This window comes from Spiractinospora alimapuensis, assembly GCF_018437505.1.
Lineage (GTDB): Bacteria > Actinomycetota > Actinomycetes > Streptosporangiales > Streptosporangiaceae > Spiractinospora > Spiractinospora alimapuensis.
Window position 1 is genome coordinate 4,874,550 of record NZ_CP072467.1, and the last position, 17,531, is coordinate 4,892,080.

Genomic DNA, 17,531 nt, shown 5'->3' on the forward strand with positions numbered 1-17,531 from the left:
GGAGCCGCCACATGAGCCGATACGACAAGTACGAACACCTCCTCATCGAGTTCGTCGAGGACCGCATCCTCCAGGTGACGATGCACAGCCCCGGCCGACTGAACGCCGCGCACGCCGGAATGCACCGGGAACTCGCCAACATCTGGATGGACGTCGACGAGGACCCCGACGTGGACGTCGCGATCCTCACCGGATCCAACGGAGTCTTCTCCGCCGGCGGTGACCTCGACCTGGTGAAGGAGATGTCCGAGGACTTCCACGTGCTCACCCGCGTGTGGAAGGAAGCTCGGGACCTCGTCTACAACGTCATCAACTGCTCCAAACCGGTCGTCTCGGCGATGGAGGGTCCCGCCGTGGGCGCGGGCCTCGCTGCCGGCCTCCTGGCCGACGTGTCCATCGCCGCCAAGGACGCCAAGATCATCGACGGGCACACCCGACTGGGCGTCGCCGCGGGAGACCACGCCGCCATCGTGTGGCCGCTGCTGTGCGGTATGGCGAAGGCCAAGTACCACCTGCTGCTGTGCGAGAAGGTCACCGGTGAGGAGGCGGAACGCATGGGGCTGGTGAGCCTCACCGTCGACGCCGACGAGGTCCAGGACAAGGCACGCTCCGTCGCCCGCAAACTGCGTGACGGCTCGCCCACCGCGATCCGTTGGACCAAGTACGCCCTGAACAACTGGCTGCGCATGGCCGGGCCGACCTTCGACACCTCGTTGGCGTTGGAGTTCCTCGGCTTCACCGGCCCCGACATCCACGAAGGACGTCAGGCCGTCGTCGAGAAGCGCCGCCCCCAGTTCCGTCAGGACGACCAGAAGCCGGAGCAGGCATGACCGCGACCGACACCGACACCGAGGCGCAGGTTCTCGTCGAGCACACGGGAGACGGGACGGCGATCGTCCGGATCAACCGTCCCGAAGCTCGCAATGCCCTGAGCATGTCCCTGCGTCACGAACTCGCCGACGCCTTCCACGCGCTGGCCGGCGACGACACGGTGAAGGCAGTGGTTCTCACCGGATCCGACCGCGACTTCGCGGCCGGGGCCGACATCCGCAGCATGATGGGTGTCGGAGCCGTCGAGATGTACCAGCGGCACACCGAACGTCTGTGGGCCGCGATCGGAGACTTCCCCCGCCCAGTGATCGCCGCGATCCGTGGCAACGCCCTGGGTGGAGGACTGGAACTCGCGATGAACGCCGACATCATCATCGCGGGGGAATCGGCGAACCTCGGACAACCCGAGGTTCGGTTGGGCATCATGCCCGGCGCCGGCGGAACACAGCGCCTTATCCGCGCCGTCGGCAAGTTTCAGGCAATGCGCCTCTGTCTCACCGGTGAGACCATCACCGCGGCCGAGGCACTCACCTGGGGACTGGTCTCATCCGTGGTCCCCGACGACGAAGTACTGACCGAGGCCACGCGGATGGCGAAGAAGATCGCCCACCTGCCCACGGTCGCGGTCGAACACATCAAGGAAGCCCTGCTGCTCGGTGAGGACGCTCCCCTCAGCACGGCGCTCGCCCTGGAACGGAAGTCCCTCCAGGTGTTGTTCTCCTCGGAGGACAAGGAAGAGGGAATGGCGGCATTTGTGGAACGCCGTCGCCCCGAATTCCACGGTCGATAGCGGCGGGCTCGCGCCATCGGCGCGGGCACCAAGGCAATCTCCGTTCCTTCACCATTCGGAGCCACGTCAACCAGCGACGACAGTTCAGCCGGTCGGCTCCTGACTATTTCGTCCTCTCGCGGTAATTCCCGCGAGACGGAGAGCCCGTCGTGCCTTCTTGGCCGAGCTGGGCGTGGTTACACAGGAGATGTCATGCCTAAAGTGAATTCGAAGAAGAGAGCTTCGGTCTCCGAGTCGGTGGCGAACTGGTATAGCCGCTATTTCCCCGACTCCCTGATTTTCGCGCTGGTGCTCACCATCGCGTCCATGGTCCTCGCCCTGATCTTCACCGACTCCGGGCCCGGCCAGGTGATGGACTCGTGGTTCAACGGCTTCCCGACCATGTTCGAGTTCGCCTTCCAGCTCACGTTCACCTACGCGGCGGCGTTGGTGCTGGTCGACACCTCATTCGTGCAGCGGGGAGTGCGTCGAGTGGCGCTCCTGGTCAGAACCCCGATGGCCGCCTACCTGATCACAGGCGTCGTCGGAGCACTGACCTCCTTCGTGGGCTGGTATCTCGGCCCGATCGTGACCGCGATCTTCGCGCGCGCCGTCGCCAAGGAGATGAAGGGCGTCGACTACCGCCTCATCTCGGCGATCGCCTACTCGTCCTTCGTGGTGTCACTGACCGGGATCTCCGGCACCATCCCGCTGTTCGTGGCCACCGAGGGCGAACTCACCGACATGATCGGCGGGATCATCTCGCTGGACCAGACCACCTTCTCGGTGATGAACCTGGTCTCATGCGGCCTCATCATCCTCGTCACCGCGCTCGTGTTCTTCTTCGTGGCCCGCAACAAGCGCGAGGTCGTGTCCTACGCGGACCTCGCCCTGCCCGACGCCTCCGACGCCGAGAAGACCGCGACGGCGGAGGAGGAGAACACCGGCCCGCGTACCTTCGCGGAGAAGGTCAACGGGTTCCGTCCGATCATCCTGGCCGTGGGACTGCTGGGCCTTGGCTACCTGATCTACCTGTTCGTCACCCAGGGTCTGGCCGCGCTCAACCTGAACACCGTCGCCTTCATCGCGCTCATCTTGGGGTTGCTGGTGCAGAAGGACGCGGTGTCCTTCGCTCGCTCCTTCGCCAAGAACCTGACGGTGACCGGCTCCATCGTGCTGCAGTTCCCGCTCTACGGAGGGATCGCGGTGCTGTTCGTGGAGACCGGGCTCGCCGCGGTGTTCACCGACGCGCTGGTGTCCATCGCCAACGAGTACACCTTCCTGCCCATCACGTTCATCGCGACCGGGCTGCTCAACCTGTTCATGCCCTCGGCCGGATCCCAGTTCGTCGTCACCGCGCCCTTCATCCTGCCCGCGGGCGCGGAGCTCAACGTCGACACGGTGAAGACCATCATGGCGATCACCTACGGCGACATCTGGACCAACCTGATCCAGCCGTTTTGGGCGCTGCTCTACTATCCGATCCTCGCCGCCGGCACCCGACTCCGGGTCCGTGACTTCATGGGCTACTGCCTGCCCATCCTGATCGTGGTCGGGATCATCTGGATGGCGGCGCTCATGTTCCTGCCCATCTGACGGCCCACGGTCGGCCTCCTCCTTGGAGGCCGACCGTGAGCTGCCATAACCTGCATTGACCCGCGCGCTGAGGAGCCGAGATGAGGGACCACGTCAAACCGCCGTACTACTACCAGAGCATGGACTGGGAGAAGCTCGTCACCGAGTACGAGCCCCCGTACGAGTTCATGACCGGTACCCGGTTGTGGGACCGTGACCGCATCGTCGCCACCCAGAACCAGCGCCTCGTCGACGCGCTCCAGCGCGCGGCCACGGTGCCCTTCTACCAGAAGCTGTGGGCACAGCATGGTTTCTCGCCCGCGGACGTGCGCACCATCGACGATCTGCACCTCGTGCCGCAGTACACCATCGACGACATCCGCGACAGCATCGAACGCCAGCCTCCGTTCGGTGACTACCAGAGCCACCACTTCGCCGACGCCGCCACCACGCCGCTGCGCTTCTACACCAGCGGCGGCACCACCGGCATGCCCCGCCCCACCATCTACACCCAGTGGGACCGCGAGGTCGGCGCCATCCTGAGCGCCCGCACCTTCTACATGCAGGGCATCCGCCCCGGCGACGCGGTGATCAACGCCTGGGCCTACTCCACCCACAACGCGGCCTGGATCATGGATCACGCGCTGTGGCACTGGCTCGGCGCCATCCCGATCACCACCGGCACCGGAAACGTCACCCCCACCGAGAAGCAGGTGGAGATGGCGAAGCTGTACGGCGCCGCCGCGATCACCGCCACCTCCGACTACCTCCTGCACATCGCCGACACCGCGAAGCGGATGGGGATCGACCCCCGCACCGACCTCGACCTCAAGACCCTGCTGTCCTTCGGCGACACCAAGGCCGTCGAGGACGTCTACGGAGTTCCCGCCTACGACTCCTACGCCTTCCACGAGGTCCAGTACGTCTCCGCGGAGTGCGAGGCCAAACAGGGCCTGCACATCTTCGAAGACGCCTTCGTGGTGGAGGTCGTGGACTTCGAGACCGGAAAGCCGCTACCGCCCGGCCACCGCGGCAACGTGGTCATCACCTGCCTGTACAAGACCGGGACGCACCAGCTCCGGTACAACATCCAGGACATCTCCGCCACCTACGAGATCGAGCAGTGCGCCTGCGGCAGTTGGCACCGCCGGATGGACTACTTCCGGGGCCGCAGCGACACGATGGTCAAACTGCGTGGCGTCAACGTGTGGCCAGAGGCCTGCGGAAAGATCATCCAGGACCACGACGGCATCAGCGGCGAGTACTTCTGCTACGTGGAGTCCGTGCTGGGGCGGGGTGGCCGGACCCGCGAGGAGATGACCATGATGGTCGAGGCCCAGACCACGGCCGCCGACAGCCCCGGACTCAAGGAGAGTCTGGAGAAGCTGCTCAAGCAGAAGATCGGCGTACAGATCAACGTCGATCTCGTGGACCGCGACGCACTTCGCCCCCTCACCGGCCACGGTGACCGCGCCAAGCTCAAGCGCTTCGAGGACAGGCGGGAGGCTCGCTGATGTGGGCCATGGTGCAGCGGGAACACGGCGCGGACGGACTGCGGTGGACCGAGGTCGCCGCCCCCGTCCCCGCCGCAGGTGAGGTCGTCGTCGACGTCTCTCACTGCGGACTCAACCACCTCGACCTGTGGCTCAAGCAGGGAGGCACGGGGGACACCCTCTCCCTCCCACGGATTCCGGGCGCCGACGTGACAGGACGGGTCGCGCGCGTCGGGGCGGACGTCACCACCGTCCGCGTCGGCGACCCGGTGGTCCTCTACCCCGGTTCGAGTTGTGGCGCGTGCGCCGAGTGCGCTGAGGGCGTGGAGTCCGCGTGCCCCCGTTTCCAGGTGATGGGCTACCAGTTCGACGGCGGCTACGCCCAACAGGTGCTCACCGACCATCGCAACGCCGTCGTACTCCCCGACGGCGCCGACCGGCGCTGGGCCGGTGTCCCCGTCTCCTACGTCACGGCGTGGAACGCGCTGGTGACCAAGTCCGGACTGACCGAGCGGGACACCGTCGTCATCTGGGGGGCGACCGGTGGGCTCGGCAACGCGGCACTGCGGATCGCCGAAGGCGTCGGCGCGCACGCCATCGCCATCGTCGGCTCCGAGAACAAGGCCGCGTGGCTGCGTGACCACGGGTTCGACGGCACCACCATCGTGCGCTCGGACCGGGTGGCCAAGGACGTCCGGGCCGCGTGCCCGGGCCGCGGTGCGTCCGTCGTGCTCGACCACGTGGGCGCGTCCACGTGGATGTCCAGCATGAAGATGCTCGCGCCACGGGGCCGGCTCGCGTTCTGCGGCGTGACCTCCGGATACGAGGCCGTCACCGACCTGCGGCACGTCTTCGGCAAGCAACTGTCGATCCACGGGTCATGGATGGGGAACCGGCACGACCTCGCCGAGGTCGTCGCCTTCCTCCGCGACCGGCCGCAGGCGCTCCCGGTCATCGATCGCGAGTTCCCACTCGTGGAGGCCGCGGCGGCCCAGGCGCACATGGAGAGCGGAGACCACCTCGCCAAGAACCTCCTCACGATCGTCTAACGGGAACACCCGCAGGTCAGAGCGGGTGCGTACGGTTGGTAACATCCGCCACATGAGCCAACCGAACCGCCCGGTGACCGCCCTCGCTCGAGGCCTGCGGATCCTGGAGACCCTGTCGCGCGCCGAAGGCCCGATGGGGAACGGTCAACTGGCCCGGTCCACCGGCTTGGCACCCTCCACCGTGTCCCGACTGACCGACAGCCTGGTGCAGCTCGGCTACCTGCGGATCAACCCGACCTCCGGCGCCTACTTCCTCACTCCGAAGAACCTCCGCTTGGGCTACCCGGTGCTCGCCAACATGTCTATCGTGGGCAAGGGTCAGCGGGTCCTCGACGACCTCAGCGCGGAGACCGGCGTGACGGCCGCGTTGGCGGTGCGCGACGAGGTACACGTCGCCTTCGTCGCCACCGCCCGCGGCCGTGGCGTCCGCGCCGTCCGCCTCGCCGTCGGCGGCCGACTCCCCGTCGCGGTCTCCGCCGCTGGGCTCGCCCTCATGGCCCAGTGCGCCGAACCGCACCGCAGCCGGGTCCTCCGCCAGATCCGCTCCGACCTCATCGACCGAGGAGCCGACGTCACCCAGTTCGACGACCGCCTCGCCCGCGCCGAGCAGGAACACGTCGTCACCACCCAAGGAGCCTGGCAGGACGACATCGAGGGCCTCGCCGTCTCCCTCCAGAACAACGGAGACCTCTACGCCCTCACCCTCGTCATGAAGAAAGGCCACCTCGACCCCAACCGAGAAACCCTCACCCAAGCCCTGACCACCGCCGCGGACACCCTCAGCGACTGAGGTGGACGAACCTCCGCCTCGGGTTTCGCGTCTGTTCCAGCGTGTCGCGGGACCGAAGGGGAGGAGACGGCCACACCACCGTAGAAGGGAAGGCGGGAGCTAGTCCTGAGTGGGAGGCAGTGGATACAGACTGAGCAGCCCGCACCCGTAGGCCTTGGCGGAGCTGATGCCGTCCCGGACCGCTTCGGTGAGGGCCTCGGCGTCGGTGACGACGAGTTGGCCGTCGAAGCGGACCGCGCTGACGGTGATCTTGTTGACCTTGCCGGAGTCCTCGGATTTGCGTCCCCGCGCCGGTGGGCAGGGGGACGGCGCGACGTTGGGTTCGCCGTGGGCTCCCGCCGGGATGACGAAGCCGTGCCGCTCGCCACGGCGGATGATCCAGGCGATCTGGTCGTCCGGATTCCGCAGCGAGATCTTTCGTCCTCGCTTCAGACTCCCGTTCGCGTCGCGTTCCCCCGGGAGACTGTGCAGCGGAACCGCGACCAGGCGGAACGCGAACCGTCGTCCCGGTGCGATGGCGTCCAGCACCGCGTCCATCCCACGAACCTCGGCGGGAGCGGAGAGATACCCCTGAGGCAACTCGTCCCACGCGGGTTTGCTCAGGCTCTGAACCAACACGGTGTAGCCCGACCCCGCGGGCTCCATCCGCCACAACACCCCGTGTTCCTTCCGGGCCGGTGACCCCGACGGCAGCTCGGGAAACGCCGACTGCACCGTCCGATGCATGTGCTGAACATCGACGAAGTCCCGCCGAAACTCCGCCGACGCCACGTTCAGCGACAACCGACTAAGGAACACGGGTCCACCCCTCCAACGCTGCCAGGTCAACGTGCTCGGTCCGCACGGCCCGAGACGTGAACTCGCGAGCACCATGCGCGAATGATGTGGGGACGTCGTTACGGAGTTCGGCATAGGCGTCACCCAGGTCGGTCTCGACAACGGCGCGGAGCGGGGCCGCAGTCTTCTCCCGTTGGGCGCGCATGTGCTCATCCCGCTCCAACCACGGGTGCCGGTGCAGGACGCTCTCCAACGTGTCATCGAAGAGGCCAGTGAACTGTCGTTCTCCGCCCACCGCGTGGTTTCGTTCGATCAGGGGCCGCCCCGGGACGAATGCCTTGCGGCCGAAGTACAACGGCCAGTGCGGACGTTCGATCGCCGCCATGAGCTCACGGAGCTTCGCCCGCTCACCGTGCAGCAGCACCAAGAAGAGCGCGTCGGCCAGGTAGAAGCGGTGACTCACCACCGTCCGGTGCGCCTTGCCGAAAGTGTTCGGCACATCCTGGGTGGTGTGAAAATCGAACTCGAGTAGACCTTCCCGGTCGACGCGCACCGCCATCCGGAGACCCGTCAGCTCCGGGAGCCTGGTCGGGTCGTCGCGGGGGATTCCCATCGCGGCAGCCAGCAGGCCCACGATCCCGGACTTGGTGGGCTCGCTCTCGGTGTCCCGACGGATAAATCGGGACCGCACCCCCCACGACTGCATGGGCGCGTCGATCCGCAGCGCCAGTGTTGCCTCAGCCATAGTGGGAAAACGCCGCTGTGCTCACACGGGACACGAACTCCGACACCGACCGCACCCGCTCGTCGTCCGGCAGGTCAAGCGACGCGGCGCTCCCCACGGCGGCCCCGGTCACGGAGACGATCTCACCGTCGTCGTAGAAGCCGCGCAGCTCCCGGAACTGCTCCAGCATTCGCGTACCGGATTCGTTCATGAAGTCGGTTCCTGCGACAGGCTTGAGGAAGGCGTTCGCCAGGTTCCACGAGCCCTGTTCCCGCACCACACCCAGCAGTACCTCGGGCTGAGTTCGGGCCGCCATGGAGTTCTGCTTCCCACTGGGGACAGCGCGGATGAACGCACGCAGCCACGCGTCGACGGCTTGGCGTTCCAGCTCGGGGTCGGACTCGCCCGCACCGGCGAGGTTCTTCGCCAACTGCGTGGTGTCCAGATTGGCGTAGCGGTAGTAGCACGCCGCGTTGAAGTCGACCGTGCCGATCATGTCCGCACCGGGGGAGTCGTCGGGCTTCAGGTCGTCCACCGCGGTGAAGTAGTCGAACTCCGTCACCACCGCGTGCGTGGAGATCGCGTGGGCAACCTGGGAGGCGGCGTCCACATTGAAGTCGGTGTTGTTGGCGACCATTCGGCCGAACAACGCGATGTCGACGGCACGGTCCGCACTGAGGATCTCGGCGGCGCGGGCCTGGATCTCCTTCTTCGGCGCGACCTGGCGCTTGTCGAGGTTCTCGACCGCCTTGTCGTGCTTCTTCTTCTCCTCGCCCTTCTTCGGTTTCTCGGCCTCGAGCTTCGCTCGTTCCGTCGCTATGGCAGTCAGTTCCTTCTGGTGTTCGCGGCAGAAGTCGGCGAGCAACGCGGCGGCGGTGGGCCGGATGAAGAAGAGGTACTGGGTGAAGTTCCGGTGGTCCACCTTGAAACCGAGTTGGAGTAGAGCCTCGCGCGCCAGGGCCACCGAGTCGTCGCTCGGCTCGTCCTCACCAGCGGGATCCAGTCCGTCGATCGCGCGGGCCGCGTGCTCCACGAGCCGCTTGGTGCGGACGGCGGAGTTCTCCCGCTCGATCCCCAGTGAGGGGAGCTCCAGGCGGGCGGAGCGCTTCAGGCACTGGCTCGACACCCGCCCGCGTTGCGCGCCACCGAAGGTGACACTCTTCGGCTGACCTACCTCGTCCCGGTTGAGGTTGCTCGCTGGGAACGATTGCAGTAGGTGAAGTTCGACAATCATTGGTCCGTGCCCTCTTCCGGTGACTGCGGCTTGGTCTTTCCGTATTGGTGACTGCGGCGCTTGTAGTCTCGCGCCCAGGTGAGGTGGACGCGATGCTCCTCAGTGCTGCCTGATTTCGCGGTATGCAGCGCGACGAGATCCTCGGCCAGTGAGCGAACACTGATCGATATGCCCTTGGAGGAGAGCTGTTTCATCACCGAGGGCAGACGAGAAGCCACCTGGTCGTAATTGGAGGCGGTTAGCTGGCGGACCCGCGCTTCGGCCGCAGGATGGTCCCCTAACCGAGCAAGGGCACTCCCCAGGGTGAGGCGCCACTCGCCGCCCTGGGGTTCCGCCGGGTTGAGCGCGAAGAGTCCACACGTCAGCAGCCACGGACGGTCCCGCTCCGCGTCTGACTCAAACTTGACGCCAGCGTCGATGAGAACGTCGTACACGTCGGGTATGTAGTGATGATCTGTGAGGCTGCGGCGCATCCGCGCGAGCCATCCCCGCGCGGGCCCTGCGACGGCCTGAACGTTGGAGTCGAGATCTCGGCCGACCCGGTAAAGAATGGAGGCGAGACGTCTGGCGGGACTATCGTCTGCGGGCTGGGAACTCACGAGTAGTCCTCGATTTCCTTCTCGTACTTTTCCAGGAGACTGCTCATCCGACTGCGAAAAGTGTTCTCGGTATCGGCCAGCGCCATGATCTGTCGGCCCGATCCGCTCGGGTTGTTCCACACCCAGCGTTCGCCCGCGGTCAGCGCTGAGGAGCGAACCGTCTCTCCCCACTTCAAGAACAGGGGCCTAACCTCAGGCGGAAGCTCTTCTGAGTGGGTGTCCTCGGCCGGTACCAGACGGCCGAGCTCATGCAACAGTCGGCGAAACGGGGCGGGAAGAGCGGGCCAGTACCAAATCCCAAGCAGTGGACTGGGAGCATCAGCGCTCAGCCCGCGTGTGTACCTCGTTTCCAAATCCCGCAGTTCTTTCCCCGCGTTGTTGGCGAGCTTGACCGCCGCACCGAGGAGAACCTCGAGGCTCCTCGCCGGCCCCCTGACCCGGAGCAGAGACACGGGCGCGGGGAGTGTCTCTTCGAACCAGGCCTCGACCGCCCCGCCGTTGGAGTCGAGCTGCTGACCGAAGACCCGCAGCGTGAAGGTGCGTTCATGGTCGTCAGTGAGGCGCTCCGCGGCTTCGTCGATCGTGGCGGGTCGCTGTCGGGTCGCCGTTCCGCTGAGGAGGAACTCCACCGCGTGAGGCCAGATACCGCGCAGCTCCTCAACCTGCACCGGTTGCCATCGGTCGGGGCGTTGGTCGTCGTTGCGGCTTGTCTTCGTGGGCGTGCTGCGGAAGGCGCCCATCTTCTCGTCGGCGCGGAGGTCACCCCTGTGCCGGGTGCCCGGCAGGATGGCGGCCTTCCGCACCATCGGTTTTCCGTCACGTTCCGTCACCAGGAGTCGGATCCTGCGTGCTGGCCAGGTGAGGAGCTCGGTCCATCCGAGAGGTGCGCGGCCAGGATTCTCCGGCTCCGGAGTGGGAGGTGACTGTTCCCAGATCGGGCGGTCATCCTCGCGCGTCCCACCGGGAAGTCTCGCCCCCGGGGCGTAGTCGACCAAGTTCAGCAGCAGGGTCTCCTTGAGGTCCTTGCCCTGCAGTACCGCCACACCGAACTGGTTACAGGGCCCACGCCGGGATGTCTTGTCCTTCGTGTAGGGAGTCTTCAGTCCTCCGGTGTCGAAGGCTTGGACCGTGACCAGCCAGCGTGCTGCTTGATCAGCCGGAATCTCCACGGATGCCGAAGAGATGGTGTGGTCGAAGAGAGTTGCGTTTCCTCCGGTTGCCTTGCCCAGGATGAGTTGGGCTGGTGAGCCGAGTTTCTCGTCGGGTATGGCGGGACACTGCATGAAGGGGTGATCCGTCCCCGACAGCCAGAACCTCTGGGCCCACCGGGTGGCGTATGTTTCGATCCTGGTGAAGGTATCGCCGGCCGCGGGGAAGGAGGGTGCATCCCAGAGTTCCCGCCATTGCGCCTCCGACTTTGGTCCGTCCAGGGCGCGATGCGCGAACGCGATCAGCAGTCGGTGCAGCGCCGCGGTGACGACGGGTGCCTCGGCCTGGATCCAACGCAGATCATCCGCGCGTCGAATCACATCGACGAGCCCAAGGTGGATTGTCGTTCCACCTTTTGTTACGCAGGGGATCCACGAGTCGTAGAGCAGGGAAAAGTGACGCACGCAGTCTCCAGTCCAACCGCGACGAGATGAACCGTCACGATAGCGACGAGCACCGCAAGATCACCACCAAAACAGAAAAGTCGCTTTGCGGAGTGATGCCTTTACGCTCTGTGTTTTGCGTGTCTTGGATTGATCCAGCGCGTCATTCAGTTCCCTCCTGGCGGGAATTCCTCCCGTCAGGTTTCCGGGTGCGATTCACCGGGCCTGCGTGTTCGGTGAGCCGGCTGAGGTGTTGGTCCTGGGCCAGCAATGGGATCGTCGCGATGGTGCTGAGATAGTCCTCATGATCGGTGCGGTGCATGTAGGTGAGCAGGTCTCTTTCCCACTGCTTCCTGTTGCTGGCGGCGAGGGTCCACAACTCACTGTCGCCGTAGACCATCCGCAGCAGGGCCGGAGCTTCCTCGGGGAGGTTCAGGCGGGACCGGTCGCGGAGCGCCACACGGGTGAGGCGGAGCAACAAGGCTGGATAGACGTTCGCGATCCCATCCGGGAATCCTCGCTCGTCGTCGTGAGGGTCGGTGCCGCGCTTGCTGACGCGGTCCTTGTCCAGGAGTAGGAGCGTCTGCTGCCTCGTGGCCCCGGGCCGATACGGACGTGCGTGGCGGTGCAGCCGACCGATGCGCTGGATCAAGAGATCGATCATTGTCGGATCGGAGGCGAGGATGTCCGCATCCAGGTCAACCCCGCTTTCGAGCAGGCTGGTTCCTATGGCGACCGCGTGGCGGGTGGTCGGTGAGTTCTTTCCGAGAAGTTCGCTGATCCGGGCTTCGCTCTCCGCTCGGTCCTCCCGGTCGGAGTGCACGGACACAATCTCCGGGGGCGACGCGAAGACTTCGTCCGCGACACGTCGGAAGACCTCATGGGCGCGATCCACGCGCCTCTTCGTGTTGAGAAGCACGAGGGCGCACCCGTCGTTGGAGATGTGCGCGAAGATCTCCCGCGCGAGCTTCTCGAAATCGTCTGAGTGGTGCACGAGTTCGACATCGTGTTGCGGAGCCTCGAGGGACTCCAAGGGCCACGCCGTCGCGTCCTCGTCCGCGCTCGCCCACGTGATCTGCCACCCTGACTCGACGTTGGTGGTGGTTTCGACGGGGCCTTCCTCCAATCGAGCCCCCGCCTGCCAATGCGTGATCAGCGCGTCGCGTCGTGCTTTGCTCAAGGACGCGGACATGACCACCACCGGGGTGCCGATGCTTCCGCACCACCACATCAGCTTGTCCATGTGGCTCGCCACGTAGGTATCGCACGCGTGCGCCTCGTCGATGACCAGAACCTTGTTGCTCATGGCCGCGATGCGCAGGTGCACCCACTTGGCGTTGATCACGGTCATCTGCGCTCGGTCGTGAGTGCCGACCACGAGGGGGGAGAGGATCGCGTCGTCCGGCTTGGACCGGCGCTGAGCATTCCGCTCTTGGTTGGGGTCTCGCGCCACGTCCTCCGCGGTGTCCTGGGGGTTCAGTTCGATGCCGGAGTCCTTGGCCAGACGGGGCATATCCTCCATCGCCCCGCTGAACGCCGGGAGACCTCGCAGGTCGAACTCTGCGTCAGCGAGAACCGCGTTGAGGTCGTGAAGCTGTGTCCGGCTCAGGGCCCGTGTGGGGAGAGCCAGCATGAATCCCGTAAGTCCGAGGGAGTCCACGAGCATCGCCGACGCCAGGAGGCCGGCGCGGCTCTTGCCCTCGCCAGTGGGGGCCTCGATCACCATGATTCCTGGCTGGGTGTTGTCGTCGAGGACTTCCTCGACCAGTGTGTGCAGCCGACGGGGCGGCTCGCCGTTGAACAGGCCTCGATACCGGGGAGGGGTCCTGTGTTCCCAGGGGTGCCAGTTCAGCCGGCGTAGCGTGTCCCGAGCCTTGTGACGGACTTCGTCCCGATAGGCCGCCGTTCCTTTCTCCATGTGGGCGTGGCGCGGAATCCTGTTGGTGTAGTGGTCGGAGGCCAACCGGTCGCACATCACCGTCAGACCGGCGATGCCGATGGCGCCTCGCAGCCCGATGTGCACATGCGACCAGTCCTGGTCGAAGTCGAGCTCCCAGAGCGCCGCGAGCTCTCGAACGAAGCGTTGCCTGGCCGAGCACCACTCCTTCTTCCCGAGCCGCTTGGGTGCCATCTGGCTGATGCCATCCCAGTTCGGGAAGTATCCGTGGTGACCGGCGAGGGCGCCGGTGAGGAATCGTCGTGTCGGCCGTGGCGCGTTCTTCCGCTTCAGTTCCCAGTCCAGGTGCGAAGCCGTCAGGAGCGAGTGGGGTGCGAACGCGGCGACCGCGCGTCCCTCGAACGCACTGATGGCCTTCTGCGCGTTCTCGTCGAAGTACTCCGCGGTTACGTCGGTTCGGACGGACTGGAAGTAGGGCGAGAACTTGCCCAGGTCGTGTAGCCCGCACCAGAACGCGACCCACCGCTGCCACTTCCCCCCGAGAGGGGTGAAAGCTTCTTCCAGCTCCTCTCGCAGGCGGGGGCCGAGCATCAGATCGACCAGTTCCTCCGCGAACGCCGCTGCGTCGATCGCATGGCAGATCAGTAGGTGGACTTTCGGGGTCTTCGCTTTACCCGCCTTCCCCCACGGGGCGCAGATGTCGATGGGGGTGGTGTCGGCCATGGTCCCTCCAGGGGTGGAGACGGCAGCGGCACAGGCAACGGTGGCAAGTCGAAACACCCGCATCGCCTGTGTTGTGGGGAATGTAACTCATGTCACGGACGAATCACCGGAAAGATGGGATGTCTTCGAAGATCGCGGATGTTGGGCCAAGGGAATCAAGCCCCCTTGCGTTGTCTCTCAGAGCGGAGTCCTTCGTGCAGCCCGCCAGCGCGCCCACTGTTGATGCTTCTGGACGGTACCCCCGCAAATTCGTCGCACTGCTGGTCTTCGTCCTCGGTGTTCTCGCCGCGACGGGGCCGTTGGCCACTGACCTCTACCTGCCAGCCCTCCCCGAGATCGCCGCGGATCTGGGTACGACCGAGGCGCGGATCCAGCTCACCCTGACGTCGATGATGGTGGGGTTGGCACTGGGGCAGTTGGTGATCGGCCCGATGAGTGACACCTGGGGGCGCCGCACGCCGCTGGTGATCGGGATCATCGGGTTCGCGGTGACTTCGTTCGCGGTGGTGTTCGCGCCGTCGGTGGACGCGTTCATCGTCCTGCGCTTCCTGCAGGGCGTGGCCGGTGCGGCGGGTGCGGTGATCTCGCGTGCCGTGGTGCGCGACCTGTTCGAAGGGGAGGAAGTCGCCCGGTTCATGTCCCGGCTGATGCTGATCGTCGGGCTCGCGCCGATGATCGGGCCGGTGCTCGGTGGGCAGATCCTGCTGTTCGGCTCCTGGCGTTTGATGTTCACGGTGCTGGGAGTGGCGGCCGTGATCAGCCTGGTCCTCGTCTACTTCTGGCTGCCCGAAAGCCTCCCCGCGGAGAAGCGGGCTCCGCAGCGGCCGGCGGTGCTGGCGCGCACGTTCCTGGGGCTCCTCACCGACCGCCGGTTCATCGTGCCGACCCTCGCGATCGGCTTCATCTTCGGCACGATGTTCACCTACATCTCGTCGTTCTCCTTCGTGGCGCAGTCGGAGTTCAACGCCTCGCCGCAGACCTACAGCCTCATCTTCGGCTTCAACACCCTGGGCATGATCGCCGGAACGCAGATCAACGCCGCGCTGATCGGCCGCGTCAGCATGGGGATCCGCCTCATGGTCGGCCTGTTCATCATGGTCGTGAGCGTGTTGGGCATGGGGCTGCTGGCCGCGACGGGCACGGCGACCCTGACAGCGCTCACCGTCCTACTGCTGTTGACCCTGTTCGGTGCGGGGTTCTCGATCCCCAACGCCATGACCATCGCGGTCGCGAGCCAGCCGGTTCAGGTGGCGGGGACGGCGTCCGCGCTCATCGGTTCGATCCAGTTCGCCTTCGGAGGTGCCATCGGGGCTCTCGGCGGTGTCGTGTCCGGTGGAGGGGACGCCACCCTCGGGAGCATGACCGCGGTCATGGGTGTCAGCGCCCTGGTCGCGTTGGGTCTGGGGTTCCTCCGGCCGAACGAGACGCAGTTGCGGTTCGCCAAGCCGTGAGGGTGGCGGGCTAGCTGTCCGCCACGTAGGGGTCGTCGACCGGAACCGCGGGGAGGCCGTCCAGGCTCACCGCGTTCTGGTCGCGCCACTTCTTGGGGAAGTACTCGGGGTCGCGCCGCCCCTGGTGCCGGTCCAGTACGTCGCGGTCCTCCTTGAACTCCATCAACGGGACCGAGTACCCGCAGGAGTCGGAGATACGGTGCAGGTCGGCGACGACGATCGATCGCTGTCCCAGCGTCCGCTCCTTCGGGAACACGGCGCGCAATCGGGCGAACTCCGGATCGTCGGTGAAGACGGCCCGCCCGGTGCCGTGGAGCCGCACGATGTTGGGCGGACCGTCGAACGCGCAGAACATGAAGACGATGCGTCCGTTCTCCCGCAGGTGCGCGATGGTCTCCGCGCCCGAACCGGAGTAGTCGAGGTAGGCCACCTGCCTCGGCCCAGTGATGGCAAACGTGCCGGCCATGCCCTTGGGGGAGACGTTGATGTGTCCGGCCTCGTCGAGCGGCGCCGTGCCCACGAAGAAGACGGGCTGCGCCTCGATGAATTCGCGGAGTCTGCCGGTGAGTGCTTCGAATAGCTTTGCCACAACCGCCGTCTCCCCGCGCCATTGAGCCCCCAAACCGGGGCAAGCTGGGGCGTGCGTCACTGGAGTCGGAACGTGGGGGGTTAGTCGTCGATCGCGCTGCGCGCACGTCGCCACCACTCGGCGGCCTCCTCGGTGTGGCCACGGGCGCTCATCAGGATGGACAGCCCCTCCATGGACTCGCGGCTGCCCGCCTCGGCGCCGCGTCGGTACCACCACTCGGCCTGGTCGGGGTCGCTGTCGGCGTAGAGGGCGCCCAGCCACGTCAGCGCCGTGATGTCGCCGGACCGAGCGGCGGCGATGAGACGCGCCTCGGTGTCGTCCGTGGCGCGGCCCAGGAGATCGGTGATGATTCGGACGAGGCCCACCATGTCGCAAGCATAGGCCGCCAGGGTCGCGGGCAATAGCCCCTGTACCAGCGTGTCCGCCCACCCGGTGCGAGTCAGGGGTGCCAGGCTGCGCATCAGCCGTTCGTTCGTGGGAGGGACTCTGAAGTACTGGCAGTGTTCGCGGCAGGGTGTCGTCGAGGTCGCCGACGCGGACGCCCCGCGCCCCGACGGGACCTGGCTGTGGGTGCAGGCCGACCACCCCACCGCGGAGGAGCTCCACGCGATCGCTGACCGGCTCGGGCTCCACCCCGGTGCGGTCAACGAAGGAGTACAGCCCCACGCCCGCACCATCCAGCAGATCCACGGCGACCAGGTCCTCCTCGCGATGAAGACCGTCCGCTACACGTCCGGACCGTCCGTGAGCACGTCCCGCGTCGTCCTCATCGTCGGAGGGTCCGTCCTCCTGAGCGCGTGCTTCGACGACCAGGACCCCGTCACGCCCGCCATAAATCGGCTCGTGGGAGACGACGAGCCGCGGGAACACGGCGTCTGGGACGGCGTGTACTCCGTGGTGCACGAGGTGGTGGACGGGTACACGAGCACGTCCGACGCCGTGGCCGCGGACATCGTCAGAATCGAGCAGGAGGTGTTCTCTGGCCGACGGGTCATGGTGCTGGAACCCATCTACGGATTGATGCGGGAGGTGCTGGAGTTCCGTGACGCCGTCGACCCGATGGTGTCCATCGTGACCGACATGGCGACCCGTCAGGCGACCAGCCGCCGATTCCGCGACGCTCAGCACAAGGTCAAGCAGACTCGGCAGTCGGTGGCCTCAAGCGAACAGCTTCTGACCCTGATCCTCGACGTCCATTCCGGACAGATCAACCTGTGGCAGAACCAGGACATGCGCCAGATCTCGGCGTGGGCCGCCCTGATCGCCATCCCCACCGTCATCACCGGCGTCTACGGCATGAACTTCCACTGGATGCCGGAGCTGCGGTGGTCGTGGGGTTACCCCGGGGTGATGGTGCTGATGGTCGTCGTCTGTGTCGTGCTGTTCCTGAACTTCCGCCGGCGCGGTTGGTTGTGAGGGGTTCGGTCGGGGCTAGTAC

General features: G+C 66.1%; 16 protein-coding genes. 8 read left to right on the plus strand and 8 right to left on the minus strand.

The genetic code is table 11. The features are described 5' to 3' along the window. Positions 1–11 precede the first annotated feature (11 nt). The 6 genes from J4H86_RS22890 to J4H86_RS22915 all read left to right on the plus strand — a co-directional run bounded on the left by J4H86_RS22890 (position 12) and on the right by J4H86_RS22915 (position 6,507). A complete protein-coding gene (locus J4H86_RS22890; RefSeq protein WP_236540235.1) occupies positions 12–830 on the plus strand; it encodes an enoyl-CoA hydratase/isomerase family protein in 819 nt (272 codons plus the stop codon). Continuing rightward, positions 827–1,621: an enoyl-CoA hydratase-related protein gene (locus J4H86_RS22895; RefSeq protein ID WP_236540237.1), complete on the plus strand. Its 795-nt coding sequence runs from the start codon at positions 827–829 to the stop codon at positions 1,619–1,621. Before J4H86_RS22890 ends, J4H86_RS22895 begins: the two co-directional genes overlap by 4 nt. 192 nt (positions 1,622–1,813) lie before the next feature. Continuing rightward, positions 1,814–3,196 (plus strand): TIGR00366 family protein, encoded by a 1,383-nt coding sequence (locus tag J4H86_RS22900; protein ID WP_236540239.1) that lies wholly within the window; start codon positions 1,814–1,816, stop codon positions 3,194–3,196. A gap of 80 nt (positions 3,197–3,276) precedes the next feature. Then, the gene (locus tag J4H86_RS22905) at positions 3,277–4,689 is read left to right on the plus strand and encodes a phenylacetate--CoA ligase family protein (RefSeq protein ID WP_236540241.1); all 1,413 of its coding nucleotides are present in this window, start codon (positions 3,277–3,279) and stop codon (positions 4,687–4,689) included. Positions 4,690–4,697: 8 nt separating this feature from the next. Continuing rightward, a complete protein-coding gene (locus tag J4H86_RS22910; protein WP_236540243.1) occupies positions 4,698–5,717 on the plus strand; it encodes a zinc-binding dehydrogenase in 1,020 nt (339 codons plus the stop codon). 52 nt (positions 5,718–5,769) lie between these two features. Next, complete coding sequence (locus tag J4H86_RS22915; protein ID WP_236540245.1) at positions 5,770–6,507, plus strand: IclR family transcriptional regulator; 738 nt, start codon at positions 5,770–5,772, stop codon at positions 6,505–6,507. A 99-nt stretch (positions 6,508–6,606) separates the two neighbouring features. On the opposite strand, the gene cas6e is transcribed toward J4H86_RS22915, so the two are convergent. The 6 genes from cas6e to cas3 form a co-directional block, all read right to left on the minus strand. Beyond that, on the minus strand, positions 6,607–7,305 hold the full coding sequence (gene cas6e / locus J4H86_RS22920; protein ID WP_236540247.1) for a type I-E CRISPR-associated protein Cas6/Cse3/CasE: 699 nt from the start codon (positions 7,303–7,305) through the stop codon (positions 6,607–6,609). After that, positions 7,295–8,029 carry a type I-E CRISPR-associated protein Cas5/CasD gene (gene cas5e, locus J4H86_RS22925; protein ID WP_236540250.1) on the minus strand — a complete coding sequence of 245 codons (735 nt, stop codon included), beginning with the start codon at positions 8,027–8,029 and terminating at the stop codon, positions 7,295–7,297. The genes cas6e and cas5e overlap by 11 nt, the downstream gene beginning before the upstream one ends. Beyond that, positions 8,022–9,242, minus strand: a complete 1,221-nt coding sequence (gene cas7e, locus J4H86_RS22930; protein WP_236540251.1) for a type I-E CRISPR-associated protein Cas7/Cse4/CasC — start codon at positions 9,240–9,242, stop codon at positions 8,022–8,024. The genes cas5e and cas7e overlap by 8 nt, the downstream gene beginning before the upstream one ends. Then, entirely contained in the window at positions 9,239–9,841 is a 603-nt protein-coding gene (gene casB, locus J4H86_RS22935; protein ID WP_269134495.1) for a type I-E CRISPR-associated protein Cse2/CasB, read from the minus strand. Before casB ends, cas7e begins: the two co-directional genes overlap by 4 nt. Beyond that, positions 9,838–11,454, minus strand: a complete 1,617-nt coding sequence (gene casA, locus J4H86_RS22940; protein WP_236540255.1) for a type I-E CRISPR-associated protein Cse1/CasA — start codon at positions 11,452–11,454, stop codon at positions 9,838–9,840. Before casA ends, casB begins: the two co-directional genes overlap by 4 nt. A 142-nt stretch (positions 11,455–11,596) precedes the next feature. Next, positions 11,597–14,053: a CRISPR-associated helicase Cas3' gene (cas3, locus tag J4H86_RS22945; RefSeq protein ID WP_236540258.1), complete on the minus strand. Its 2,457-nt coding sequence runs from the start codon at positions 14,051–14,053 to the stop codon at positions 11,597–11,599. 194 nt (positions 14,054–14,247) lie between these two features. Here cas3 and J4H86_RS22950 point away from each other — a divergent pair, with 194 nt between their 5' ends. Then, entirely contained in the window at positions 14,248–15,504 is a 1,257-nt protein-coding gene (locus tag J4H86_RS22950; protein WP_236540260.1) for a multidrug effflux MFS transporter, read from the plus strand. 10 nt (positions 15,505–15,514) lie between these two features. Here J4H86_RS22950 and J4H86_RS22955 read toward each other — a convergent pair whose 3' ends face one another. Together J4H86_RS22955 and J4H86_RS22960 are read right to left on the minus strand one after the other, a co-directional pair. After that, positions 15,515–16,093 carry a pyridoxamine 5'-phosphate oxidase family protein gene (locus tag J4H86_RS22955; RefSeq protein WP_236540262.1) on the minus strand — a complete coding sequence of 193 codons (579 nt, stop codon included), beginning with the start codon at positions 16,091–16,093 and terminating at the stop codon, positions 15,515–15,517. 80 nt (positions 16,094–16,173) lie between these two features. After that, the gene (locus J4H86_RS22960) at positions 16,174–16,554 is read right to left on the minus strand and encodes an SEL1-like repeat protein (protein ID WP_236540263.1); all 381 of its coding nucleotides are present in this window, start codon (positions 16,552–16,554) and stop codon (positions 16,174–16,176) included. 13 nt (positions 16,555–16,567) lie between these two features. Between J4H86_RS22960 and J4H86_RS22965 the strand changes: the two genes are divergently transcribed. Continuing rightward, positions 16,568–17,509, plus strand: a complete 942-nt coding sequence (locus tag J4H86_RS22965) for a CorA family divalent cation transporter (protein WP_236540266.1) — start codon at positions 16,568–16,570, stop codon at positions 17,507–17,509. Positions 17,510–17,531: the final 22 nt, after the last annotated feature.

What these genes read in the sequence shown, in the direction of transcription:
- J4H86_RS22890 (WP_236540235.1), top strand. Translation starts at nt 12, where the DNA reads ATGAGCCGATACGACAAGTACGAACACCTCCTCATCGAGTTCGTCGAG.
- J4H86_RS22895 (WP_236540237.1), top strand. Translation starts at nt 827, where the DNA reads ATGACCGCGACCGACACCGACACCGAGGCGCAGGTTCTCGTCGAGCAC.
- J4H86_RS22900 (WP_236540239.1), top strand. Translation starts at nt 1,814, where the DNA reads ATGCCTAAAGTGAATTCGAAGAAGAGAGCTTCGGTCTCCGAGTCGGTG.
- J4H86_RS22905 (WP_236540241.1), top strand. Translation starts at nt 3,277, where the DNA reads ATGAGGGACCACGTCAAACCGCCGTACTACTACCAGAGCATGGACTGG.
- J4H86_RS22910 (WP_236540243.1), top strand. Translation starts at nt 4,698, where the DNA reads ATGGTGCAGCGGGAACACGGCGCGGACGGACTGCGGTGGACCGAGGTC.
- J4H86_RS22915 (WP_236540245.1), top strand. Translation starts at nt 5,770, where the DNA reads ATGAGCCAACCGAACCGCCCGGTGACCGCCCTCGCTCGAGGCCTGCGG.
- cas5e (WP_236540250.1), bottom strand. Translation starts at nt 8,029, where the DNA reads ATGGCTGAGGCAACACTGGCGCTGCGGATCGACGCGCCCATGCAGTCG.
- cas7e (WP_236540251.1), bottom strand. Translation starts at nt 9,242, where the DNA reads ATGATTGTCGAACTTCACCTACTGCAATCGTTCCCAGCGAGCAACCTC.
- cas3 (WP_236540258.1), bottom strand. Translation starts at nt 14,053, where the DNA reads ATGGCCGACACCACCCCCATCGACATCTGCGCCCCGTGGGGGAAGGCG.
- J4H86_RS22960 (WP_236540263.1), bottom strand. Translation starts at nt 16,554, where the DNA reads ATGCGCAGCCTGGCACCCCTGACTCGCACCGGGTGGGCGGACACGCTG.